Raw genomic sequence first — 24,333 nt, forward strand, 5'->3', positions numbered from 1 at the left:
TTACGGTGTACGGTCCCCCGTCGACGCCGCCGCGATACCCGAACCCTTCATAATCGTTCCGGCGGAACAGGGGGCTATGTACGACGAGGAGGACCTCGCGGAGATACGCGAGTCCCGCGAGGAGTGGGAAGACGAGACGCTCGACCCGACCCTCGACGCCTACGGCGAACGGAAGGACCGCTTCGCCACGGTCTCGAACCTCGAGATCGACGGGCTCTACGACCCGAGCGACGTGGCCGACCTGGACTACGAGGAGGACCTCGGCAACCCCGGGGAGTTCCCCTACACCCGCGGCCCGTACCCGACGATGTACCGCGGGCGGACGTGGACGATGCGGCAGTTCGCCGGCTTCGGCTCCGCCGAGGACACCAACGAGCGGTTCCACTACCTGATCGACGAGGGCCAGACCGGCCTCTCGACGGCGTTCGACATGCCCTCGCTCATGGGGATCGATTCGGACGACCCGATGGCGCTCGGCGAGGTGGGCAAGGAGGGCGTCGCCGTCGACACGCTGCGGGACATGGAGATCCTCTTCGACGGCATCGACATCGGCGAGGTCTCGACCTCCTTCACGATCAACCCCTCGGCGTCGGTCATCTACGCGATGTACCTCGCGCTGGCCGACCAGCAGGACGTGCCCCGCGAACAGGTGCGGGGGACCCTCCAGAACGACATGCTGAAGGAGTTCATCGCCCAGAAGGAGTGGGTGATCCCGCCGGAGCCGAGCCTCGACATCGTCACCGACACCATCGAGTTCGCGGCCCAGGAGACGCCGAAGTTCAGCCCGGTCTCCATCTCGGGCTACCACATCCGGGAGGCCGGGTCCACGGCGGTGCAGGAGCTCGCCTTCACCCTCGCCGACGGCTTCGCCTACGTCGAGGACGCGATGGACCGCGGGATGGACGTCGACGAGTTCGCCCCACAGCTGAGCTTCTTCTTCAACAGCCACAACTCCATCTTCGAGGAGGTGGCGAAGTTCCGCGCCGCCCGGCGCATCTACGCCCGCGTGATGGACGACTGGTACGACGCCGAGGCCGAGCAGTCCAAACAGCTGAAGTTCCACACACAGACGGCCGGCCAGTCCCTGACCGCCCAGCAGCCCCTGAACAACATCGTCCGGGTGACGATCCAGGCGCTCGCGGGCGTCTTCGGCGGCACCCAGAGCCTGCACACCAACTCCTACGACGAGGCGCTGGCGCTGCCTAGCGAGGAGGCCGTTCGCGTGGCCCTTCGGACCCAGCAGATCATCGCCGAGGAGTCCGGCGCCGCCGACAGCGCCGACCCGCTGGCGGGCTCGTTCATGGTCGAGAGCCTCACCGACGAGATCGAGGAGGAGGCCATGGAGTACATCGAGACGATCAAAGAGATGGGCGACGGCTCGGTCCGGGACGGCGTGCTCGCGGGGATCGACGAGGGCTTCTTCCACCGCGAGATCCAGGAGTCCTCCTACGAGTACCAGGAGCGCGTCGAGGACGAGGAGGAGGTCGTCGTCGGGGTCAACAAGTACGTCTCCGAGGAGGACACCTCCCCCGAGGTGCTCCACGTCGACGAGGAAGTCGCCGAACACCAGCGTGAGCGCCTCGCCGCGGTCAAGGCGGAGCGCGACGACGACGCCGTCGAGGCGGCCCTCGACGACCTGCGCGAGGCGACCGAGAACGGCGAGAACGTCATGCCCCACGTCGTCACCGCGGTGAAAGCCTACGCGACGATGGGCGAGATCATGGACGTGTTCGAGGCCGAACACGGCCAGTACCGCGAGAAGATCGGGCTGGCCTGATCGGTGATCGGTGTCGACGCCGGCCGACGGCGACGGCCGCCGTCGACACCCTACCGCCCCACCGACGCCGCGCAGTTTTTCGACGCGCCCCCTCTCCCGGGGGTGGGTTTATGGTTTCGCCGGCACACGGTAGCGGTGACTATGTCGAACGATGACACGGAACTCGAAGCGCGACTCGAAGCACAGGACAGCTTCGAGCCGCCCGAGTCGTTCGTCGAGCAGGCCAACGTCTCGGACCCCGGCGTCTACGAGGCGTTCGAGGAGAACTGGCCGGAGTGTTGGAACGACGCCGCCGACATGCTCGACTGGCAGTCCGACTACGAGCAGACGTTCGATGGCTCGAACCCACCCTTCTTCGAGTGGTTCACCGGCGGCGAACTCAACGCCTCCGCGAACTGTCTCGACCGCCACCTCGACGAGCGCGGCGACGAGGTCGCCATCGAGTGGATCGGTGAGCCGACCGAGGAGGCGAACCGCACGTACACCTACGAGGACCTCCACCGCGAGGTGAACGAGGCCGCCGCCGCGCTGCGCGAGATGGGCGTCGGCGAGGACGACGTGGTGACGATGTACATGCCGATGATCCCGGAACTCGCGGTGGCGATGCTCGCGTGTGCCCGCATCGGCGCGCCCCACTCGGTCGTGTTCGCGGGCTTCTCCGCGGACGCGCTGGCGACCCGGATGAACGCCGCCGACTCGGAGTACCTCGTCACCGCCGACGGCTACTACCGGCGCGGCGACCCGCTCGACCACCTCTCGAAGGCCAACGAGGGTCTCGACGCCGTCGAGCACGACACCGAGACCGTCGTCGTCGAGCGACTCCCCGAGGCGGACTCGTTCGGACACGACCTGCGCGAGGACCAGCGGCTCTGGGTCGACGCCGTCCACGCCCAGAAGGGCGCCGAGGTCGACCCGGTCGCCCGCGACGCCGAGGACATGCTGTTCCTGATGTACACCTCCGGTACGACCGGCCAGCCGAAGGGGGTGAAGCACACCACGGGCGGCTACCTCTCGTGGGCCGCGTGGACCTCCCACGCCGTACTGGACATCAAGCCCGAGGACACCTACTTCTGCTCGGCAGACATCGGCTGGATCACCGGCCACTCCTACATCGTCTACGGGCCGCTCGCGCTCGGGACGACGACGATGATGTACGAGGGGACGCCCGACTACCCCGACCGGGACCGCCTCTGGGAGATCATCGAGGAGTACGAGGCGACCCAACTGTACACCGCTCCGACGGCGATCCGGGCGTTCATGAAGTGGGGGTCGCAGTACCCCGATTCACACGACCTCTCCAGCCTGCGGCTGCTCGGCACCGTCGGGGAACCGATCAACCCCCGCGCGTGGAAGTGGTACTACACCCACATCGGCGACGAGGCGTGCCCGATCGTCGACACGTGGTGGCAGACCGAGACCGGCGGGCAGATGATCACCACTCTCCCCGGCGTTGGTGAGATGAAGCCCGGCTCGGCGGGGCCGCCGCTTCCCGGCGTCGACGCCGAGATCGTCGATACCCGTGGCGAATCGGTCGAGGCCGGCCGCGCGGGCTACCTGACAGTAAACAAGCCGTGGCCCGGGATGCTCCGGACGCTCTACCGCAACGACGACCGGTTCGTCGACGAGTACTGGCGGGAGTACTCCGACACCGACAGCGACGACTGGCGCGACTGGGTCTACTTCCCGGAGGACGGCGCGAAGATCGACGAGGACGGCTACATCACCGTCCTCGGTCGCGTCGACGACGTGATCAACGTCTCGGGCCACCGCCTCGGGACCATGGAGATCGAGTCGGCCATCGTCGGCGTCGAGGGCGTCGCCGAGGCTGCCGTCGTCGGCGGCGACCACGACGTGAAGGGCGAAGCCGTCTACGCCTACGTCATCACCGAGGACGGCTACGACGAGAACGAGGAACTCCGTGAGGCCATCGTCGCCGGCGTCGAGTCGGCCATCGGCCCGATCGCCCGGCCCGAAGCAGTGATCTTCACCCCCGAACTCCCGAAGACCCGCTCGGGAAAGATCATGCGCCGCCTGCTCGAGGACATCGCCAACGGCGACGACCTCGGGAACACTTCGACGCTGCGCAACCCCGAGGTCGTCTCGGCCATTCAGGAACAGGTCGGGGAGTGAGCCCCGCTCGCTGACGAGTGATCGCCGACCGCGGCTCCCGCCCGTCGATCGCCCACCCGCTTTCGGCCGGCCTAAGGACCGGAACTGTTTTCATCGTTTAGGCTGGCCTAATTCCCATGGCGACGGACACCGGCGAGGACGAGTACGACTACGACGTGGCCGTCGTCGGCGGCGGGCCGGCGGGGTCGGCGGTCGGTGTGTTCAGCGCCCGGTACGGGCTGGGAACGCTGATCTTCGACCGCGGCCGATCGTCGATCGGACAGTGTGCCCACCTCGAGAACTACCTCGGCTTCCCCGGCGGCGTCGACGCCGAGACGTTCTACGAGTTGATGCACGACCACGCCGAGGAGGTGGGCGCGACGATCGAGTCCGACCTCGTCGAGTCCGTCGAACCCGCCGACGCCGGCGAGGGGTTCGTCGTCCGACCGCAGACCGGCGACCCGGTCACGGCCCGCCGCGTCGTTGCCGCGACCCGATACGGCGGCGAGTACCTCCGTGGGCTCGACGACGGGACGATGTACCAGACCCACGAGTACGACGGCGAGACCCACGAGGAGTTCGACAAGGAGTACGCGAACGCCGACGGCACTACCCCCATCGAGGGGCTGTACATCGCCTCGCCGTACGCAGAGACCAGCCCGCAGGCACTCATGGCCGCCGGCCACGGCGCCCGCGTCGGCGTGAGCGTCGTCGAGGCGGTCCGGCGCGAGCGCGGCTACCCCGACTCCATCGCGGACTACTACGACTGGGTCCGGCGCGAGGCCGAACGGACCGAGGAGTGGAGCGACCGCGACCGCTGGCGCGACCTGTTCGATAGCCAGTTCCCGGACGACCACGACCTCCCCGACCAGCGCGTCGACGAACTCCGGGAGCGCGAGGTCGACCGCCGACTCGACGCCTACATCCCCCGCGAAGACGCCGACCAGCGGGCCGAAGCCGGGCAACGGCGGCTGCTCTCCCACATCGACGACGACCTCATTCTGGACGCGGCCGCGGAGATCGACGCCGAGCGAGCGGCGCGGACCGACGACTGATCAACCATGACCGACGACTCCCACCCGACACGACGCGAGTATCTCACCTACGGAAGCGCCCTCGCCGGGGCCGGCCTGCTCGCCGGCTGTACCGGCGGCGACGGCACCGACACGCCAGCCGGCGACGACGGAACACCCGTGGACGGGACGCCCGCCGACGGAACCGACCAGCCCACCGACGACAACACCGCGACGCCGAGCAGCTACACGGCGTCGATGGCACCGGCCGGCGAGGTCGAGTTCTCGGCGGTCCCCGAGAGCGTGATGGTGTACAGCCTCATCTACGCCGACATGGCCGTCGCCTACGGCCACGGCGACGCCGTGAACTCCCTCGGATTCAGCGCTGAAGCCGGCGGGAACACCCTCGACGCCTACTACGAGCGCCTGCCGGGCGTCTCGTTCGACCACGAGGGGATCGAACAGCTAAACAGCGGCAACAGCGGCGTCACGATCGACAAGGAACTGGTCTACGAACTTGACTCGGACCTCCACCTCGTCGACCCGTGTCTGGTGATGAGCTTCGACGGCTGGGAGGAAGCGGACATCGAGGAGACCGAAAGCGTCGCGCCGTGGTTCGGCAACACCCTCAGTCGGCGCAACACCGAGCCGCCCGAGGCGTGTGCCGACGACTACGAGTACTACACGCTCTGGGAGATCGCGGACAGCGTCGCCGACGTGTTCCGTGCGGGCTCGACCTACGAGGAACTCGCCACCGTCCACGCCGACCTCACGGCGACGATCGAGGCCGACCTGCCCCCCGAGAGCGAGCGCCCGACGGTCGCCTCGGTCATCTTCATGAGCGACACGTTCTACCCCTCGAAGATCAACACCGCGGGGTTCAGCAACGCCCACGTCCGGCCCCTCGGCGCCACCGACGCCCTCGCTGGCGGCGACGTGAGCTACCAGACGGCCTACGACTACGAGCAGCTACTGGAGATCGACCCCGACGTGATTCTCCACCGCTACGGGATCAACTCCTACTACGACGTGGGCGACATCCGGCAGACTATCGCTGACCACCCCGTCGGCGGCGACCTCACCGCGTCACAGAACGGCCGGATCTACGCCGGCGGCCACCCCGTGCAGGGGCCGCTGATGAACCTCTTCCAGTTGGAGATGACTGCCAAACAGCTCTACCCCGAGCAGTTCGGCGAGTGGCCGGGATACACGCAGGGCGAGTCGTACCCGGAGATCCCCGAGGGCGAGCGCCTGTTCGACCGCCAGCGTGTCGCGGACATCGTCGGCGGCGAGTAGATCGGCCGACAGACAGCCGTTTTTCCTACCTGTACGCTTCGAACTCCTCGCCGAACGCGAGGAAGTACGCCGTCCCGGCGACGCCGACGACGGCGGCGACGGCGAACGCCAGTTCGGGGCTGACGAACTCCCAGAGCGCGCCGCCGACCGCCGCGCTGGGGATGACGACCGTGTTCCTGAGGAGGTAGTACGTCCCCGTCACGCGCCCGCCGGCGTCCTGCTTGGCCGGGCCGACGATCAGTGCCTTGTGCGAGGGCAGGCCCGCGAAGCGCAGCCCCGAGAACGCGAACAGCGCCACCATCGCCCACTGGAGCGACATCGCCGGCGCGAGTACCTCGGGACCGTAGATCAGCACCACGGGGAACGCGCCGTACACGAGGAAGCCGAACGCGACGACGGGCTTCAACCCGACCCGCTCGGCCAGTTTCGCGGCCGGCACCATCGTCGCCAGCGCGACGAGCATCTCGACGCCGAGCAGGTAGCCGAAGAAGGCCGCCGGCGAGAGGGAAACCGCATAGGAGGCGCCGAAAACGGCGAGCGTCGCGTCGAACCCCACCTCGTAGAACTGCGTAACCACGAGCACGAAGAAGACGTACACCATCCCGTTGGCGAAGCGGACGAGCGTGTCGCCGATCAGCAGCGGCCGGAGTTCGTCGGGCATCTCCCGAAGGTCGGCGCGGACCTGTGAGACCCCGCCGAAGGAGTCGCCGATGGTGTCGCCGCTCGGGTCGTAGAGGAGATGCTGCACGACGGTTCCCACCGCGCCGCCGCCGACGCCGACGGCGAGCACGTAGCGGAAGCTGACGGTGAAGTCGGGGTGGAGGCCGATGAGTGCCGCCGCGAGCACGGGACCGATGAAGAAGGCCGTCCGGCGGAACGTCTCCGTGCTCGCGAAGCCCGCGGCGAGCTTCGAGGGCGCGGTTGCCTGCTTGACGACGGCGAACGTGGCGCCGAGCCCGAAGGACTTCCACGCCTGAGCGAACAGCAGTCCGACGAAGACCCAGAGCCACGGGTCGAGGGTGAGGCTCCCGACGGCGATCGGCCCGATAGCGGGGGCGACCAGCCAGATCCCGAATCCGAGCGTCGAGACGAGCCCGAACAGCGTCAGCGCGTAGCGCGACCCGAGCCTGTCGGAGATCGCGCCACCGGGGTAGGGGTAGACTGCGGAGATCACGTTGCCGAGCGTCCCGTAGAGGCCGACGAGGAACCCCGAGGCGCCGAGCGCGACGAGGTACTCGGGGAGGTAGCGGTTGGTCATCTGGAAGCCGAGGCTGAACGCGAACATCGCCAGCGAGAGCACGAGCACGTCCCGTTCCAGCGCGAAGAACTGCCGGAACTGGTCCCGAACCGTTGGCTCGCGCTCGTCGGTGGTCATCGGGTGGCCGTTCTTGCGAGGGCGACGAATAGCTACTGGTTAGAACACCGCCTGCACCACCGCCAGTCCGAGCGACGAGACCGCGAGCAGCGCCACGAGCACGACCAGGACCGGCCGGTAGCCCGTCTCCCGGAGGTCGTCGAGTCGGATCTCCATGCCGAGCCCGGCGAACGCGAGCAGGAACAGCCAGTCGGCAGCGTTCCCGAGCGACGTGATCCCCGCCTCGCTCAGCAGGCCGAGGTTGGCGACGGCGACGACGGCGACGAAGCCGACGACGAACTTCGGGAACGGCTCCCAGACGCGGACGAGCAGGCCCCTATCGGTGCTGTCGTCGCCGTGCTCCCGACGGCGTGCGTAGAGCACCGCGTAGCCCACGGCGACGACGCCGATGGCGGCGTTCCGCGTCAGTTTCACGAGGACCGCCCACTCGCCGGCGGTCTCGGACACCGCGAAGCCCGCGGCCGCCACCGGCCCGGTGCTGAACATCGTGAGGCCGGCCCAGACCCCGAAGACGCGGTCGGGGAGGGCGAGGGCGGCGCCGACGAGCGGGTAGGCGACGAGCGTGAGCGCGTCGAACAGCAGGATCGTCGTCGCCGCGTAGGCGACCGCCGCCTCGTCGGCCTCGATGCTCTCGGCGACGGCGACGACTGCCGAGACGCCACAGACGCCGGAGCCGGCGGCCAGCAACGACCCCGTCTCGTCGTCGATCCGGAACGCGACCCGGGCCAGCCCCTCGACGAGGAGGATCGTTGCCGTCACGGCGCCGGCAACGAGCAACAGGACCTGCGGGCCCGCGGCGGCGACGCGGTCCAGCGCGACGCTCGCGCCGGTGAGCACGATCCCGGTTTTGAGCCAGAGCTTGTGCGTGCCCACGCCCGCGCGGACGATTCCCGGAACGCCGACCGTGTTGCCGACGACGAGGCCGAGCAGAATCGCCAGCACGAGGTGGTTCGCGGGGGTGACGCTTCCGAGCAGCCGCGCGGCGAGGCCGAGACCGAGCAGGAGCGCCAGTCCGGGGAGGAGCGACCGGCGCACGCTCACCACGGGATCGTGAGTCCGAGCCGGACGGCGAGCACGAACAGCAGGCCCAGGAGGACGGCCTGCCAGCCCTCGCCCAGCTCCATCCATCGGCGCGCTACGTCGTCGGCGTCAGTCACGACTGGAAGGTCGGTGGTCCCGGTAAAACGGCTTGCGCTGTCGGTACGGTCGTCGCCACGACCGACCCGAACACGCTCACCCGCCGTAGGCGGCGTCCCAGCGTCGCGGCCGGCGCTGGTTCCCGCAGTTGCCACAGACGATCTCGCCCATCGTCCCCATGTTCACGTTGAGGCTGTCGCAAGCGCCACAGTGCCACCCGAGGCGCTGTTCGCGGGCCTCGTCGACGTAGGTGGGGTGGAACGGCCCCTTCGTCCCGTGTTCGCTCTCGTCGGTGGCGATCACGACCACGCGGCCCTCGTCGGTACCCTGCCGTTCGGTGCCCGCAGGGACGGTCTCGGTGGTCGCGACCAGCGTGAGTTCGGCGACGTCATCGTCACCGATCCGTACGTCCCGGCTGTCGTGGAGTTCGTAGCCGTGTTCCTCGTAGAACGCGCGGCCCTCCTCGTTGGCTTCGATCACGCGCGCTTCGATCCGCTTGGCCCCCGCGTCGACCAGCACGCTCTCGACGCGCGCGAGCAGGTCGTCGCCGATCCCGGCGTCGCGGTGCTCGGGATGGACGTGGATCCACTCGATTCGGCCCACGTCGCCCGAGCGGTACGCTTGGGCGAAGCCGACGATCCCGTCCCCGTTCTCGGCGACGAGCATGACGGTCCGCTCGTCGTCCACCTCCTCCTCGAGCGGGGTCGGTGGGCCGTCCTCGGTTCCGTACCACGACTCGATCGCCTGTTTCCGGGCGTCGGCGTCGATCACGTCGGCGTACGAGGCGGCCAACGAGCGGTCCGCCACGTCCCTGATGCCGGGGAAATCGCTCCGGGTGCCTGCGCGGATGTCCATGCGTGGTACTGGGACCCACACGTGTTGAAGCTTTGCCGCGTCTGGGCTTGTCGTGAGGGGCAGTCATAGGGGGTGAATAGACCAGGATCCCCGCCGTGTACGGCGTTGAGAAACCCCTAATCACGTTCGTCCACTAGGCGCTCTGTAGGCAAGTGCAAATCAGACAAATAGCGGACGAACCAGCCGCTTTGGGGTTGTGCGAATTCTCTCGTCGACTATACGACCATGACCGGCACACAACGTCTGTACGAAGGGCGAGTCAAGTACTTCCGCGAGATAACGCAAGAAGCCGTCCGGCTGCAGTCACTCGTTGACCAGGCGTAGTACAACAGCCCCCGGATAGGTTCGTTGTACTGATGCCGGACAGTCGGCCAGGCGTCATTTCCGAACGATGATCCGCAGTTCGTCCTCATCGGCGAGTTCGTGCTGTAGCCCCACCTGCTGGTCGTTGTGTTTCGCGGACGGCCCACTCACCCGCGCGAACCGGAAGCGGTTCAGGAACTCGTCGCCGCCGATGTCCAGACAGGCGTCCTCGACGGTCGACTCCGGCGGGAGCACCAACGGCTCCTCGTAGTCGACGCCGCGGCCGGGCTTGTCCATGTAGACCCGTATCAGGCCGAGTTCCTCCCAGATCCGCTCTTTGAGCCCTTCGAGACCGCGCTCCTCCACGGCCGAGATGAAGATGGCCGTCTCGGGGTCGATGTCGTGGCTCCGGAGGTCCTCCTTCACCGTCGGCAGGTAGTCGGGGTCGATCAGGTCGGCCTTGTTGACCGAGACGATCGACGGCAGGTAGACGCGGTTGTCCATGATCGCGTCGATCAGTTCGTCGATCGAAGGGTCGCCCCGGACCGTCACCTCGGCGTTGACGTAGCCGTGCTCGCGCAGCACGTCCTTGATCGTCTGGTGCTCCATGCTCACCGAGTCGCTCGTGGTGACCCGGAGGCCGCCGGTGTGGCTCTTGGTGATCGACACGCTCGCCGGCTCGGTATCGAGCCGGATCTTGTTCTGGTAGAGTTCCTCCGAGAGGCGCTCGTACTGGTCGATCTCGAACACCGAGAGCACGAACACCACCAGATCGGCGGTTCGGACGACCGAGAGCACCTCCTGTCCGCCCCCGCGGCCGCTGGCAGCACCCTCGATCAGCCCCGGCACGTCGAGGATCTGTATGTTCGCCCCGCGGTGTTTGAGCATCCCCGGGTTCACGTCCAGCGTGGTGAACTCGTACTCGCCGGTCTCGCTCTCGGCGTTGGTGAGCGCGTTGATCAGCGTCGACTTGCCGACGCTGGGAAAGCCCACCAGCGCGACCGTGGCGTCGCCGGTCTTCTCGACGGCGTAGCCGTGGCCGCCGCCGGAGGAGGACTGGTTCTGTAGTTTCTCCTTTTTCTCCGCGAGCTTAGCCTTCAGACGCCCGATGTGGCTCTCCGTGGACTTGTTGTAGGGCGTGTTGGCGATCTCCTCGCGGAGTTCCTCGATCTCCTCCTCCAGTCCCATCGGTCGGAAATCCGCCGTCGGCGTCGTTAAAGTTGTTCTTTCCCATCAGCCACGACGAGGGCTCGCCGGGGCGCAATGCTGGCCGTCGGCGCCGGGAGCGTCGTCCGTCCTCACCCCATCACGTCGTCGCCGCGACCGACCGTCCCCACCAACGGACTCTTTGCGGCCGCTTCTGAAACGGACCCCATGTCGGACGATCCCACGATTCCCGGCCCTCGCCCCGGGCTGACGGCACTCGCGTTGGCGAGCGCGGTGATCGGTCTCCTCGTGATCCTCCCGTACCTCCAGTACGTCCTCTTCGGCGTCGTCTTCGCGTACATGCTGTACCCGGTCCAGAAGCGTGTCGAGGAGCACGTCGAGCCGACGACGGGGGCCATCGCCGTCGTGGCCGGGACCGTCGTGGTCGTGCTCGCGCCGCTGGTGTACGTCGTCACGGTCGCCACACGACAGCTCATCGACATCGTCCGGGTGTTCCGAGCCGGCGAGTTCGATCTCCGAGCGATCGAGTCGATCCTCGAGACCAACGGCTACGAGGTCGATCTGGTGAGGCTGTTCGAGGCCAACCAGGACCGGATCGTCGATGGCCTCAGACAGCTCCTCACGGGCGCGTTCGACCTCGCCGGCACGGTTCCGAGCCTCTTCATCGGCATCACCGTCTCGCTGTTCGTGCTGTTCGCGCTGCTCCGTGATGGCGAGTCCCTCATGGCGTGGGGGCGGTGGGTGGTCCCGGTCGGCGACGACGTGCTCGACGACCTCGTCGAGGGCGTCGACGAACTCATGTGGGCGTCAGTCGTCGGCAACGTCGCCGTCGCTGCCATCCAGTCGGTGATGCTCGGCGTGGGGCTGTTCGTCGCGGGCGTGCCCGCGATCGTCTTCCTCACCGTGATGGCGTTCGTCCTCACGCTCCTCCCGCTCGTGGGGCTGTTCATGGTGTGGGTGCCCGCGTCGGGCTACCTGATCGTCGTCGGGCGCCCGACCGCCGCCGCCGCGGTCGCCGTCTACGGGCTGTTGATCATGTTCTCCGACTCCTACCTCCGGCCCGCGACGATCGGTCACACGAAGGCGTACAACTCCGCGACCGTCATCGTCGGCATCTTCGGCGGACTGGTGCTGTTCGGCGCGGTCGGACTGTTCATCGGCCCGGTCGTACTCGGGGCCGCGAAGCTCGCCCTCGACTGCTTCGCCCGCGAGCGCTCCCACCCCGAGGGGGCGACGTAGCCGTCCACGAAGCGGCAGTTTCCTCACTCCCCGTCGCCAACGACCGATGTGGCGACCAACTCGACGCCGTGGCCGCTCGCGCTCGCGCTCGGGCTGGCGATGGCTGAACTCGGCGTCTTCCTCGGCTTCGCGGCGATCGCGGCGCCCGGCGTCGTCTTCTTCACCGTCAGCCTCGCCGGCGCCATCGACGAGGCGGGCTACGGCCGATCACGCCCGTTCTTACTGGCCGTCGTCGCCGCGGCCGTCGCGCTGCTCGGCGTCGTCGCCGCGGCCGTCGCGCTGCCGATCCGTGGCTACTCGATGGTCATCGGCGCCGTCGCGGTGCTCCCGCTCGCAGTCCTCGACCATCGGCGCTGAACCGGGCCCGAGCGGACCGAACCGGCACCGACCCCAACCCTCATGCCCGGGGAGTGAGTGGCTCGGCCATGGCTCGGGGCCTGGACAAACACACGCTGGCTGACCTGACAGTCAACTTCGTGCCGCTGGTGATCATGGCGCTGTTCGGCGGCCTGTTCCTGCTGTACAGCCCGTGGGGCCGACTCGGGCTGGCGTCGGCCATCCAGTTCGGTCTCCTCGTCGTCCTCGGCGTGCTCCTGTTGTGGGTCTCGCTCAAGAGCGGCGCCGCAGTCGCCGACGGCGACCCCGACGCTGACGCGGAATGACCGCCTCAGCATGCGGTAACGCAGAGCCTCCGTCCTCAAGGGCGAGCGAAGCGAGCGTTAGGGCGGAGAGGAAACGCGTTCAGAGAGATTTAACAGCACCCATGGGGTATCTCGTAATACTGCCGTCCTCGCACACGTCGGGGTCGGGAAGTGCCACCAGTAAACTGGCACCCGTGGTGCGGAAGTACCGCATCCTGAACTCGGGAACGACGACCGCGAACGGGTTGAACTCCCGTTCCCAGCTTGGGGATAGAGCGCGAGGACACCGGGAATTAAATCGGCGGGACAATCCTCGTCGTCGGTCGAAGTGGGAGGCGTCAAAAACGCGCCCACGCCAACGGGAGGACGGTAAGAGGAAGCCGGACCGCGTCCTTGCATGGGGTCGCGGGGCACAATGTCGTTGCGGTAAAGCCCCGTCCTCAAGGAGTGACCGACCGTCGCAAGGCGGGAGAGAGCGAGTAGGGCGGGGTAGTTTACAGCACCAGAACCACCGTCGTTGCCGCCATCAGCAGCGCGACGACCCCCAGCAACAGCCCCAACAACTCCGTCTCGCTCATACCGCCCGGTTCGCACCGGACCGGCAAAACCTCACGGGGGCGTGCGCGCCAGCGTACTCGAGGGTCCCGACCCACCACGGATGATCCGCGGTCGCCGGGTCGTGCTGACGATCGTCGCCACCGTCGTCGCCATCAGCGCCGGGGTCGGGGCGACCGTTCCACTCCTCCTACCCGAGATCAGGGGGCCACAGCTGGTCAGCGTCCTCGCGCTCCCGCCGACGCCCCTCGGCTACGCCCTCTACGGCGGCCTGACCACGGGAGCGCTGCTCGGGGTCGGGCTGGTGGCAGTGGAGGCGGCGTCGCGCGCCGAATGACATCCACCCTGGCGTGAACGCCGGGGATTCCTCGCGCTGGGGATATCCACTACTGGCCCACGGAGGCAACTTGCCGGTCGTTGTTGTACAGGCGATGTGGTTGTTCGAACCGATATCCAGAGAGGCCATTCCATTGGCCAGTGGCTGTGGCAGTCGAGAATTATCGATAATTAATAGCCTTAACCACTGATCGCTATTTCAGTAGAAGCGTTCCGTCGAGATATTCATCAACAAAAACGCTAGCAACGAACCGATTATGACTGTCTCCAAGCACGGCTTCCGGTCGAACGAGCCCTCATAATCGGCCGAAATCCCCGCAAGTACAGCAATATGTGGCCCACTATCTGTGGGTATGACCCGGCCCGGGAAATCGAGAACCCTCCGGTATTAGCAGGTCTGGACGTCGAAGGCCTCGTTCTGGTCCTCTTCGGGTGGCGTCGATGCATACTGAGAAGGGCTGATTTCCGTTCATAATCGGTTGCCCGCTATCGATTACGTTCTTCTCCCCCGGATTCCCTCAACTACCGGTTTGCCGTATAGACACGCTATCGCGGCCGCTGACGCCCGATCTCTTGATCGACACTCCCCCCATCGTGGATATCTCCCCTGATTGGATCCTGCAAACGTCCCAGGTACACCCCTTGCGGAGGCCGAATCCGATTATGAAGCGCGTAGATGCCGACGGCAAGGCGCTACTCCGCAATATCGGCACAACGCTGACTATGAACCACAGGCCGTCCCACCGTGACATCCATCGGCGCCCCCATCCGGACCATCAGCCAAGCTTATGTCTCGGCTCTCCACCGCCTTCGGTACGCTTTTCGCTCTTACGGCCCCAGTTTCGCCCGCATGAGCCACACGCTGGACCACGTCATGATGCGGGTCGAGGACCTAGAGGAGACGCTCGACTGGTACACCACACATCTGGGCTACGAGGAGAAGGGTCGATGGGAGGCGGACACGTTCACCAACGTCTATCTCGGCCCGGAGGACGTCCACGAGGAGGGCGCCGTCCTCGAACTCACCTACAACCACGACGGCCGCTCCTACGAGATGGGCGACGCGTGGGGCCACATCGCCGTCCGCGTCAAGGACGTCGAGGAAGCCTACGAGGAGCTGATGGACGGCGGCGTCGAGGACTACCGCCCGCCCGCGGAGAACCCCGGCTACGCGTTCGTCAAAGACCTCGACGGCCACGAGATCGAGATCGTCGAACGGGACCACGGCGCCCGCTACAGCATCGACCACACGATGATCCGCGTCGAGGACGCCGACGCCGCCATCGGCTGGTGGACCCGGAAGATGGGCTACCAGGCCGACGGCCGCTGGGAGGCCGACAGCTTCTCGAATTACTTCCTCACACCCGAGGGTGCCGCCGAGGAGGCGATGACGGTGGAACTCACGTACAACTACGACGGGCGCACGTACGACATGGGCGACGCGTGGGGGCACCTCGCCGTCGAGTGTGACGACCTGGAGGAGTTCTGGGGCACGCTGATGACCCGCGAGGCCGAGGACTACCGCGATCCGGAGTCGTGTGACTACAACTACGCCTTCACGAAGACGTTCGGCGGCCACGAAGTCGAAGTGATCACGCGGGAGTAGGGCCGGTTGTCGCTTTTCCGCGGTTTCTCGGCGGTAGTGTCGGTGCGTAGTACGGTCAGCGAACGAAACGACCCTGCTGAGCACCGCGATCACCCTCAGTCGGCGCCGATGCTCACACCGCGGGCGAGGCGTCGACGCTGGTCGGTGACGTCGACGGCAATAAAGCCCCCCTACTGGCACACAAGATACTTAAGCAACCCATCGCCTGAGTCGGCCGCTCGCGGGCAATATAGGGGTTGTGACGGTGTAACACGCCACTTGGTTCACCACAAGACATTTATAACGAGCTACGCTTGTTTCGAACACCCCTACCCATGGTGGCAACAGTGAGTATCGCCGTACGATCCGATTCGTTCGGCGGGGAAGTTGGCGCCGCCGCTTGCAGTGCGGAACCCTAATACAACAATGACAGACAACTCAGACAAGATTCGCAGCATCGTTCTGGCTGCGCTGATGGTTTTCTCCGTCTTCGCGGGGACCGTCGCGCTGACCGGGACTGCGGCTGCGGCTGACTCACCGACCCTCAACGAGTTCACCAATACAACGGTGGATGAGGGCACTACGGTGGATCATACAGTGAACTTCACAGTATCGAATATTAGTGACGACGGAAACACCGACTCGTTCGAGGTGACTCTGCCGACCGAAGCAGAGATATCTGCTGCACCGAGTGGCGGCGACTTCTCCATTGTGAACGAGAGTGGTGATACTGTTAGTACCACCAGTGGTCCGTCACTCGCGGACGCCAATGGCGGCACTAATAACCAGATCACCTTCTCGGTTTCTCCCGACACGAGCGCTACCAACCAGACTCTGACGGTCAACTTTACCGCTCAGGTCAACTGGGGCAACGTTGACGGAGAAACCACTAAGGACGCCACCCTTACGGTGACGGATAGCGGTAACTCCGACATCAGTGAGGCAGCGGTCCAGACAATCACCATCCAGGAGACGAGCGGATCCCAGACTGGTGCACCTTCGGTCCGTAAGGCTACCCACTATGTCGACAACGACGATGGTGCCATCATCGAACTTGCTTTCGACGAAAGCATCTCGACGGCACCCTCGGAGGTCACTGTCAACCTTGCGGACGGTAGCACCGCGACGGCCTCGGTCGAGGACGATGACGGTGACGCCCGCATCGTTCTCAACACGTCCGGTAATGTTTACAGCAACGTCCAGAACGTGACGATCGCTGAGGACGCGTTCCAGGACGACGGTGGCAACGCCGTTGCCGCGGACGATTACGAGGTCCGCTTCGCTCCTGTCACGGTTGAGCAGCAGAGTGGCGGCACCACTGAAGGTTACATCGGCTCGAACGTCGCGTTCGAGGCTAACAATGTTGAGACCAGTGTCCGTTTCGACGGCCCGGGTATCAACAGCTACACGCGTGGTACTGGCACTGGTAGTCAGGTCTACGTCGTCGACACGGACGACTGGGGCGAGACGGGGAACTACTCCGCCCGCTTCGGTGGCTCCGGTGGTGACACGACCTACCTTGAGCTGAACGACCTCGGGCTGTCCGTCTCGGCTGACAACGTCACGACAGAGGAGAACGTGACTGCGACTGTCTCGGCCGACGACATCGACCGCGAAGTTGTGGTCGAACTTCTCAACAGCGACGACGAAGTTGAGGAAACGACCACGCGTACAATCGACTCGGACGGTGAGATCTCCGTTGAGTTTGACCAGTACGCTACTGGTGACTACTCGGTCGTCGTGACCGACACGGCCACCGGTGTCGAAGCAAGCGACTCCCTGACGGTCACCGAGGCTGCAGTCGGCGCAGTCGAGTTCGCACAGGGCTCCTACTCGGTCGACCAGGGAGACATCGCGGAGATCGACGTTGAACTGACTGGCGGTGCCTCTGAGGGTACCCTCGTCATCGGTCGCGAGGCCCAGTCGGGTTACAACGCGAACGTTACGTTCTACGACAACGACTCCGACGGTCAGGTCACGATTCAGTTCAACACGTACCTGGCTGGCGACACGGACACCGAGTTCGTCACCGCCGCTGGTGACGACACCGCCTACGCTCAGAACGGTAACACGAGCCTGAACGGCGGCGAGGACCTGCTCGCACAGAGCGGGTACGACCTCGCAGTCCGAACGGGTGCAGACCTCAATACGACAGAGGTCTTCGAGAGCAGCGCCTCAGACTTCAGCTCGCTGGGCATCAACGCCGGCTCCGTCGAGGGCTTCCAGCTCTGGACGGCGCCCCGCTCGGCGGCCCCGGCTGACGTCTTCGACGCAACGCTGACGCAGGACACGACGATCGCGAGCGACGACTGGGTTGTCCACCAGCTCAGCGCGACCGGCATCGAAGGTCTGGTCGCCGCGAACGACAACCTCTCGGCTACAATTGGTAGCGGCCTGAACGTCACGGTCGAGCAGACCGAGGAGACGACGCGGGCCAACCGCAACACGAAGGTGCTGAACATTTCCGAGTCCGGAGACGCAGTGCAGCTGCTGGCTGACTCGGACAATTCCTCCTACTACATCGCTGTGAATACCGAGGACGCAATGTTCGACCGCGGCTCGCAGAACGCCGTGGACCAGGGTGTTCGCGACGGTGAAGCCTACGAGGCAACGGTGACCATCGACGACGAGAAGCTCGTCGGTGACGACCCGATGTCCATCAACGGTACGTTCGAGATCGTCGAGCGTACGTACAGTCTCGACAGCACGCCGGTGACCGTCGAGGCAGCTGAGGGCCAGAACATCACGGGTCAGAGCTCGGTCGCACCGGGCACTGAGATCCGGATGACGATCCGCAGTGGCGCGGACGTGAGCCCCGGCTTCTACAAGAACCCGTCCACGACCGTGAACGCTGACGGTACGTTCACGTTCACGGCTGACTTCTCGGACACCTCCGACGGTGACACGTTCACCATGACTGGTGCCGAGGATCAGATCGACGCGGAGGGTCAGGTTGGCGCAATGGAGACCGCAGAGCCGACCGCGACGGCAACTGCAGAGCCGACCGCGACGGCAACCGCGACGGCAACGGCCACCGCGGAGCCGACCGCGACGGCAACTGCAGAGCCGACCGCGACGATGACCGCAGAGCCGACGGACGAGCCGACGGCTGAGCCGACGGACGAGCCGACGGACGAGCCGACGGATGAACCCACGACGACGACGACGCCCGGCTTCGGCGTCGCTGTCGCCCTCGTGGCCCTGCTCGCCGCCGCTCTGCTGGCCGGTCGACGAGAGTAACTGACTCTCCCGACCCGCCGTAACTAACACCGGCTTCACGCCGGTCTTCCCGTTTTCACTTCTTTCGACGCGCCACACCCGATAGCGACAGCCGTGTGCGCTCGATCCGCACAACGGTAAGGGATTTACCCGCGGGATTCGTTCTTCAGGTATGGCCGGTATCGCGGGTAGCGTTCCGCCGTGGCTCCTCGACGTGACCGACGTGCTGGCGTGGATCGTCATCGGGGCGTTCACGCTCGGAGCGGTGCTCGAAATCACTGCGCGCCGCCGGGACCGAAACGCCCAGCGCGGCTCGCTTCAAGCAGCGATCGGCGCCGGACGCCACCAGCTCCGTCACGCCCGAACCGCGGCGACGGCGGGGTGGGGATTGTTCGCCGTCTTCTGGCTGCTGTTGTTCCCGCACTTCGCGTTCGTCCACAAGAGCTACGTCGAGGGTGTCCTCGCCCTCCTCGCCGTTCCCGCCAGTCTCTACGCGGGCTACCTCCTGTGGCAGGGCCGGGACACGCTGTTCCTGCTCTCGCGGTCGACGGCGATCATGGGGCTGGTCTACCTCCCCTTCGAGACCATCCCCGCGATCAACCTCGGCGGCGTCCGCATCCCCTCGCCCCGTGAGGTGCTGATCGAGACCGTCGCCGCCCAGACGGGGTTCATGATCCGCCTGTTCGGCTCCGATCCCGAACTGATCGCCGGACCGCAGGGCTACATGAACACCTACGAGTTCATCGCCGCCGACGGGCATGTCCTCCAGTTCTCGGTCGTCCTCGCGTGTACTGGACTGGGGAGCATCGCCATCTTCGCCGGGCTCATCGGCGCCGTGCGGGCGCCGCTGCGCCGGAAGCTGCGCGGGCTCGCCGTCGCCGTCCCCGTCATCTACGGACTGAACCTGCTCCGGACGACGTTCATCGGGATCACCTTCGGCGAGCAGTTGCTCCAGGTCTTCCCGAACCTCGTGTTGACGATGTTCGGCGGCACCGATCCCTACCGGGTCTCGTGGTACGTCTCCGACCGGATCATCAGTCAGGTCCTGGCCGTGGTGGCGCTGGTCGGCGTCACCTACCTCGTCGTCCGGGAACTACCGGAGATCCTGACGATCATCGAGGACGTGCTGTTCATGGTGACCGGCGACGAGTACGACCTCTCCGAGGCACTGGAACTGCCCCGGACGGCGACTGACGCACAGCTCCCCGAGACTGGCGACTAAAAGAGCGACGACGGGGCGCCGGCGAGCGCTTCGAGCGCTTCTTCCTCCAGATGGTGTGGCGCTGCGGGCACGACGAGCAGGTGTAGCGGACCACCGAACTCCCGCGTTGCCAACTCCGAGAGCCGATCGGCCGCGACCACCGGCTCCGGACTCCCCGCGCGGGCGACGACGACGGCGAGTTCGTCCGTCCACTCCTCGGCGAGCAGCCCTGCAGCGTAGTCGGCGGTCATGTAGCGTTCGTCCTCGCCCAGCCCCGCGGCGTCGGCGGTCGGGTCGTCGACCTTGATGTCGAGGTAGACCAGCGTGTGGAGCCCCCGCTCTCGGTTCCCCTCGATGGTGTCGATCACGCTGTCGGGCACGTCGCCGCCGCCGTGGGCGCCCGGGAACGGCAGCGTCGTCGCCTTCCCGAAGCGGTAGTTCTGGAGGCCGGTCAGCCCGGAGGCGGCCGACTGGGCGGAGACACCGTGGATCACTCGGGTCTCGATCCCGCGCTCGTGGGCGCGCAGGCGGAGGTCGACGTGTGTCGTCGAGATCATCGTGTCCCCGGCGGTCAGGAACGCCACGTCCTCGGTTTCGGCGGCATCGAGGATCGGCTCGGGGTCGCGTTCGACGCCCGCCCGGTCGCGCACCTCGATGTCGATGTCGTGGAACGCTTCGAGCTCCTCGACGGTCGTCCCAACGAGCCGGCTGGTGTAGAACTCCGCGAACGCGCGGTCGGCGGCTGCGAGGGCTTCCCGCCCCTCGACGGTGATCGACCGCTCGTCGTAGAGCCCGAGTCCGACGAAAGTGAGCATACCCGAGTTCGTCGGTGCGGGCCCAAAGCCGTGTTCATCGGCGGCAAGGAATACGTGGCTCGGGTTCGCAGGGGGTTGTATGACTGATACTGACCCGGTCGAGTCGGCGACGACCGACGGCCGGGACCTCTACGACATCGCGACGTGGGAGCCCCGAACGGTCCTCGACCGGGCGGCCGTGGGGCTCCACAGCGCGCTCGCGGGAGGGGCTCGCCTGTTCGTCGTCCTGCTGGCCGCGTTCGTGTTCCTCGCACAGATCGGGGGTGTCGTCTGGCTGGCGAGCCGGCGGCCGACGCTGGGGGCGGTGGCGTTGCTGTCCGCGTTGCCGGCGTTCCTGCTCGTGGCGTTCGTCTGGCGGCAGGACGTCGTCGAGAAGGAGCCACTCGACACGCTTGCGATCACGTTCGTGCTCTCGGTGCTGTTCGCCAGCTTCGCGGCGACGGCCAACACCTACCTCCAGCAGTGGTTCGGCCTCATCCCCGTCGTGGGGATGACGCTGTTTTTCTTCCTCGTCGTCGCCCCCGTCGAGGAGACCGTCAAGTGGCTCGCGATCCGGCTCCACGCCTACCGGCGCCCGGAGTTCGACGCGGTGATCGACGGCGCGGTGTACGGCGCCGTCGCCGGGTTGGGGTTCGCGACCATCGAGAACACCCTCTACGTCGTCCGCGGGTTCATCGAGGCCCAAGAGGCGGGCGTGACCCAGGCCATTGGCGCCGCGCTCGGCACCGCCACCTCGCGGGCGCTCGCGGGACCGGGACACGTCATCTACTCGGCGTGGGCGGGCTACTACCTCGGGCTGGCGAAGTTCAACCGCGATAACCGCGGACCCATCGTCGTCAAGGGGCTGTTGATCGCCGCACTGATCCACGGCACCTACAACACCGTCGTCACCTACGCTCCCCTCTCGATCCTGCCCGGTTGGGGGTACGTCGTCTTCGTCATCGCCTTCGACGGGTTCTTCTTCTACCTACTCTACCGGAAGCTCAAGCGCTACCGGCTGACCTACCTCGATACCGTCGACGAGGGCAGCGAGAACGACGGCACTCCCGAGGTGGAGACGGCTACTGAGTCCCAGGACCCGGAGTCGTCCAGTGACCCTGGCCCCGTCTGGGACGCTCCGAACCGAACGGACGGTGAGAGCAGTGACGACCGACGCGACGGCGAATTCGGTAATGGAGAGTCCGCCGGCGGCGAGCCCGGCGGCGACGGTACCACCGATAGCGAACCGGCTGACGTGGCTGGTCCTGCCGACGACGGTACTACCGACGACGAGAGCGATGTCTCGGCGGCGGACGACACAGGAGCGGGCGAGGCGTCGCCCGACGACGGCGGTGAGACGGCCGACCGGGCCGGGGAGGAGGACGGAGCGGGGCCTAACTGACCGGATCGACACGCGGGTCGATCAGGTCGTAGTAGGCGTCCTGCAGGAAGTTCATCGACACGATCAGCCCGACCGGGAGCAACACCACGCCGAAGATGAGGCCCGGATGCCGGCTCCCGACCGCGTCGATAGTGAGCGTCCCGAAGCCGGGGGTTTTGGTCACCCACTCGACGGCGTAGAGGCCGACGAGGACGATCCCGAGCATCTCCGAGGAGAGCACGGTGAGCAGTCGGGCCGCCGAGTGGGGGAAGACGTGCCGGCAGATCCCGAGGATGCCGACGCCCTTCGCCCGGGCGGTCTTCACGAACGGTTCGCCGGCGTACTGCTCTAAGTCCGTCCCCGCCGCCCGGAGTTGGATGGCAAAGAGGTAGACCGTCATCGTGAGGAACGGCCAGATCAGCGCCCGGAGGTTCTGTATGGTGAGCGGACTCGACTGGGCGTCGTAGCCGAGCTTCACGATCGACCCGGAGAGCCGGAACACGACCACCGGCAGGTAGATGTGGACCAGGTAGGCAAAGAGGAACACCGGAGTGGCCACCGCGGCCGCGCCGAGGAGCGTGGTCTTGGTGGTCAGGTCCCGCCGTTCGAGGGCGACGGCGAGTAGTTGGATCAGGGTCCCGGCGGTCACCGCGATGATCGCAGCCGGGATCAGGTACAGTAGCGTCACGGACAACGAGTCCACCAACACCGCCGTGATCGGCTTCACGCCGGCGGCCGTTTTGATGGTCCCGAGGTCGAGGGTCAGCAGGCGGCCAGCCCACTCGACGAACTGGCTCAGGAGCGGTTCGTTCTGGTCGACGAACCGTGGCTCGGGGTAGGTGTTGACGAACGACCGGGGGACGTACCCGCGCGGGCCGGTGTTCGGGTTCGGGGTGTACGCCATCGCCACGAACGAGATGACGAACGCGATACACAGCGAGACGACCGCCCGTCCCGTTCGTGCGAGGAGCGATCCGGCGCCGCTCATCGGCGTCCGGTGTGGCGACTCCGTTCGTCGGCGACGCATCGACGTGTGCACGGTCGCTCCGTGGAGGGCTGCGTACGGGGCAACATACGTGTCTGTGTGACGAACACACAATCTATTAGTCGTGTCGGCTCCGTCCGAATGGCACACGTCCCCGATGAATCGAGAGTTCTCCCCCGATTCCGGCCGCTTCGAGGCGGTCGACTGGAACGAGTACGACTCGAGTGACGCCGCCGTCTCGCTCCCACGGTGGCTCCCGGCAACGGCGGTCCTGTTGGTCGCCGCGTTCGGCTACGACTACCTCTCCGCGGGGCTCCCCGTGGCGATGGACGGCCTCGACTGGCTCCTGATCGCCGGCCTGTTCGTCGTCGGCACGCTAGTGGCCCTCCCGGTGAGTCAGAACCCCGAACAGATCGGTACCTACTGGACCCAGTTCCGCACCAACCGGCTGGCGGTTGCCTGTCTGGCGTTCCTGACTGCCTTCTTCCTCGTCGGCCTGCTCGGCCCGCTCTACTTCCAGGAACCGCGGCTCAACGTCCTCTACTCCTCACAGCCGCCGGTCTGGGGCAGCATCGACACGATGTACGTCCCGCAGTGTTACGGCCCCGTCGTCGACGGGCGCTGTCAGGGCACGTGGACGTTCCCGCTCGGGACGAACGCCATCGCGGGCAAGGACATGGTGCCGTTGCTCGTCCTCGGCACCCGGACCAGCCTGAGTGTCGTCCTCGGGGCGACGGCAATCGTCGTTCCCGCCGGCATCGGTGCCGGCGTCGCCGCCGCCGAGATCGGTGGCCACGTCGAGACGGCCCTGATGTGGCTGGCCGAACAGCTCCAGACGTTCCCCGCGATCCTGATCTACTTCCTGCTGTTCTTCTGGATGGTCGAGGGCCGACTCCGCCTGCTGATCGCCGTCCTCGGGTTCGTCAGTTGGGGCGGGCTGGCCCGACTGGTCAGAAACGAGATCCGCGTCCGCCGGAACGAACAGTACGTCCAAGCGGCCGAACTCGGCGGCGTCGGCTCGGCGCGGCTGCTGGGTCGGCACCTGCTCCCCAACATCGCGCCCTCGGTCCTGACCAACGTCGCCCTGCAGGTACCGCTGTTCGTCCTCGTCGAGGTGTCCGTCTCGTTCATCGTCATCGCCATCTCGGGCGGGACGACGACGCTCGGGGACCCGACGAACTTCTCGTGGGGGGAACTGATCTACAACGCCCTGTTCTCCGTCGGACCGCCCGCGGCGTGGTGGCTGGCTGGGTTCCCGCTGGTGTTGCTGTTCCTGACGGTGTTCTCGTTCAACGTCGTCGGCGACGCGCTCGTCGACGCCCTGGAGCCCCGGAGCGACTGACGCCGGCGCTGTCGCCGCACACC

Annotated in this window: 19 protein-coding genes; 13 read left to right on the forward strand and 6 right to left on the reverse strand. The window is 66.5% G+C overall.

Annotated features, from left to right (window positions below; translation table 11 throughout):
- The first annotated feature begins 76 nt into the window (after positions 1 to 76).
- The 4 genes from NO998_RS05430 (at position 77) to NO998_RS05445 (ending at position 6,195) form a co-directional block, all read left to right on the forward strand.
- Positions 77 to 1,777 (forward strand): acyl-CoA mutase large subunit family protein, encoded by a 1,701-nt coding sequence (locus NO998_RS05430; RefSeq protein WP_267646053.1) that lies wholly within the window; start codon positions 77 to 79, stop codon positions 1,775 to 1,777.
- 141 nt (positions 1,778 to 1,918) lie between these two features.
- A complete protein-coding gene (gene acs / locus NO998_RS05435; protein WP_267646054.1) occupies positions 1,919 to 3,907 on the forward strand; it encodes an acetate--CoA ligase in 1,989 nt (662 codons plus the stop codon).
- Positions 3,908 to 4,023: 116 nt separating this feature from the next.
- A complete protein-coding gene (locus NO998_RS05440) occupies positions 4,024 to 4,941 on the forward strand; it encodes an NAD(P)/FAD-dependent oxidoreductase (RefSeq protein WP_267646055.1) in 918 nt (305 codons plus the stop codon).
- A 6-nt stretch (positions 4,942 to 4,947) separates the two neighbouring features.
- Positions 4,948 to 6,195 (forward strand): ABC transporter substrate-binding protein, encoded by a 1,248-nt coding sequence (locus NO998_RS05445; RefSeq protein WP_267646056.1) that lies wholly within the window; start codon positions 4,948 to 4,950, stop codon positions 6,193 to 6,195.
- 25 nt (positions 6,196 to 6,220) lie between these two features.
- Here the strand turns inward: NO998_RS05445 and NO998_RS05450 are convergent, their stop codons facing one another.
- From NO998_RS05450 to NO998_RS05465, 4 genes are all read right to left on the reverse strand, one after another.
- Entirely contained in the window at positions 6,221 to 7,570 is a 1,350-nt protein-coding gene (locus tag NO998_RS05450; protein ID WP_267646057.1) for an MFS transporter, read from the reverse strand.
- 39 nt (positions 7,571 to 7,609) lie between these two features.
- Positions 7,610 to 8,614 (reverse strand): YeiH family protein, encoded by a 1,005-nt coding sequence (locus NO998_RS05455; protein ID WP_267646058.1) that lies wholly within the window; start codon positions 8,612 to 8,614, stop codon positions 7,610 to 7,612.
- Positions 8,615 to 8,803: 189 nt separating this feature from the next.
- Positions 8,804 to 9,562: a GNAT family N-acetyltransferase gene (locus NO998_RS05460; RefSeq protein WP_267646059.1), complete on the reverse strand. Its 759-nt coding sequence runs from the start codon at positions 9,560 to 9,562 to the stop codon at positions 8,804 to 8,806.
- A gap of 378 nt (positions 9,563 to 9,940) precedes the next feature.
- The gene (locus NO998_RS05465; protein ID WP_267646060.1) at positions 9,941 to 11,053 is read right to left on the reverse strand and encodes an OBG GTPase family GTP-binding protein; all 1,113 of its coding nucleotides are present in this window, start codon (positions 11,051 to 11,053) and stop codon (positions 9,941 to 9,943) included.
- Between the two features lie 186 nt (positions 11,054 to 11,239).
- Between NO998_RS05465 and NO998_RS05470 the strand changes: the two genes are divergently transcribed.
- From NO998_RS05470 to artA, 7 genes are all read left to right on the forward strand, one after another.
- Complete coding sequence (locus NO998_RS05470) at positions 11,240 to 12,271, forward strand: AI-2E family transporter (RefSeq protein WP_267646061.1); 1,032 nt, start codon at positions 11,240 to 11,242, stop codon at positions 12,269 to 12,271.
- A 48-nt stretch (positions 12,272 to 12,319) separates the two neighbouring features.
- Entirely contained in the window at positions 12,320 to 12,628 is a 309-nt protein-coding gene (locus tag NO998_RS05475) for a DUF7541 family protein (RefSeq protein ID WP_267646062.1), read from the forward strand.
- A 68-nt stretch (positions 12,629 to 12,696) separates the two neighbouring features.
- Positions 12,697 to 12,933: a DUF6684 family protein gene (locus tag NO998_RS05480; protein ID WP_267646063.1), complete on the forward strand. Its 237-nt coding sequence runs from the start codon at positions 12,697 to 12,699 to the stop codon at positions 12,931 to 12,933.
- A gap of 598 nt (positions 12,934 to 13,531) precedes the next feature.
- Entirely contained in the window at positions 13,532 to 13,804 is a 273-nt protein-coding gene (locus tag NO998_RS05485; protein ID WP_267646064.1) for a DUF7520 family protein, read from the forward strand.
- Positions 13,805 to 14,653: 849 nt separating this feature from the next.
- Entirely contained in the window at positions 14,654 to 15,409 is a 756-nt protein-coding gene (locus NO998_RS05490; protein ID WP_267646065.1) for a VOC family protein, read from the forward strand.
- 405 nt (positions 15,410 to 15,814) lie between these two features.
- Positions 15,815 to 18,628 carry a DUF7827 domain-containing protein gene (locus NO998_RS05495; RefSeq protein WP_267646066.1) on the forward strand — a complete coding sequence of 938 codons (2,814 nt, stop codon included), beginning with the start codon at positions 15,815 to 15,817 and terminating at the stop codon, positions 18,626 to 18,628.
- A gap of 151 nt (positions 18,629 to 18,779) precedes the next feature.
- Positions 18,780 to 19,829 carry an archaeosortase A gene (gene artA / locus NO998_RS05500; RefSeq protein WP_267646067.1) on the forward strand — a complete coding sequence of 350 codons (1,050 nt, stop codon included), beginning with the start codon at positions 18,780 to 18,782 and terminating at the stop codon, positions 19,827 to 19,829.
- On the opposite strand, the gene dph5 is transcribed toward artA, so the two are convergent.
- Positions 19,826 to 20,623 carry a diphthine synthase gene (gene dph5 / locus NO998_RS05505; RefSeq protein WP_267646068.1) on the reverse strand — a complete coding sequence of 266 codons (798 nt, stop codon included), beginning with the start codon at positions 20,621 to 20,623 and terminating at the stop codon, positions 19,826 to 19,828. The genes artA and dph5 overlap by 4 nt on opposite strands.
- A gap of 79 nt (positions 20,624 to 20,702) precedes the next feature.
- Between dph5 and NO998_RS05510 the strand changes: the two genes are divergently transcribed.
- Positions 20,703 to 22,004, forward strand: a complete 1,302-nt coding sequence (locus NO998_RS05510; RefSeq protein ID WP_267646069.1) for a PrsW family glutamic-type intramembrane protease — start codon at positions 20,703 to 20,705, stop codon at positions 22,002 to 22,004.
- On the opposite strand, the gene NO998_RS05515 is transcribed toward NO998_RS05510, so the two are convergent.
- Positions 21,997 to 22,971 carry an ABC transporter permease subunit gene (locus NO998_RS05515; protein ID WP_267646070.1) on the reverse strand — a complete coding sequence of 325 codons (975 nt, stop codon included), beginning with the start codon at positions 22,969 to 22,971 and terminating at the stop codon, positions 21,997 to 21,999. The two genes, NO998_RS05510 and NO998_RS05515, sit on opposite strands and share 8 nt — an antisense overlap.
- A 154-nt stretch (positions 22,972 to 23,125) precedes the next feature.
- Between NO998_RS05515 and NO998_RS05520 the strand changes: the two genes are divergently transcribed.
- The gene (locus NO998_RS05520; protein WP_267646071.1) at positions 23,126 to 24,310 is read left to right on the forward strand and encodes an ABC transporter permease; all 1,185 of its coding nucleotides are present in this window, start codon (positions 23,126 to 23,128) and stop codon (positions 24,308 to 24,310) included.
- Positions 24,311 to 24,333: the final 23 nt, after the last annotated feature.

This window comes from Halolamina litorea (assembly GCF_026616205.1).
Taxonomy (GTDB): Archaea; Halobacteriota; Halobacteria; order Halobacteriales; family Haloferacaceae; genus Halolamina; species Halolamina litorea.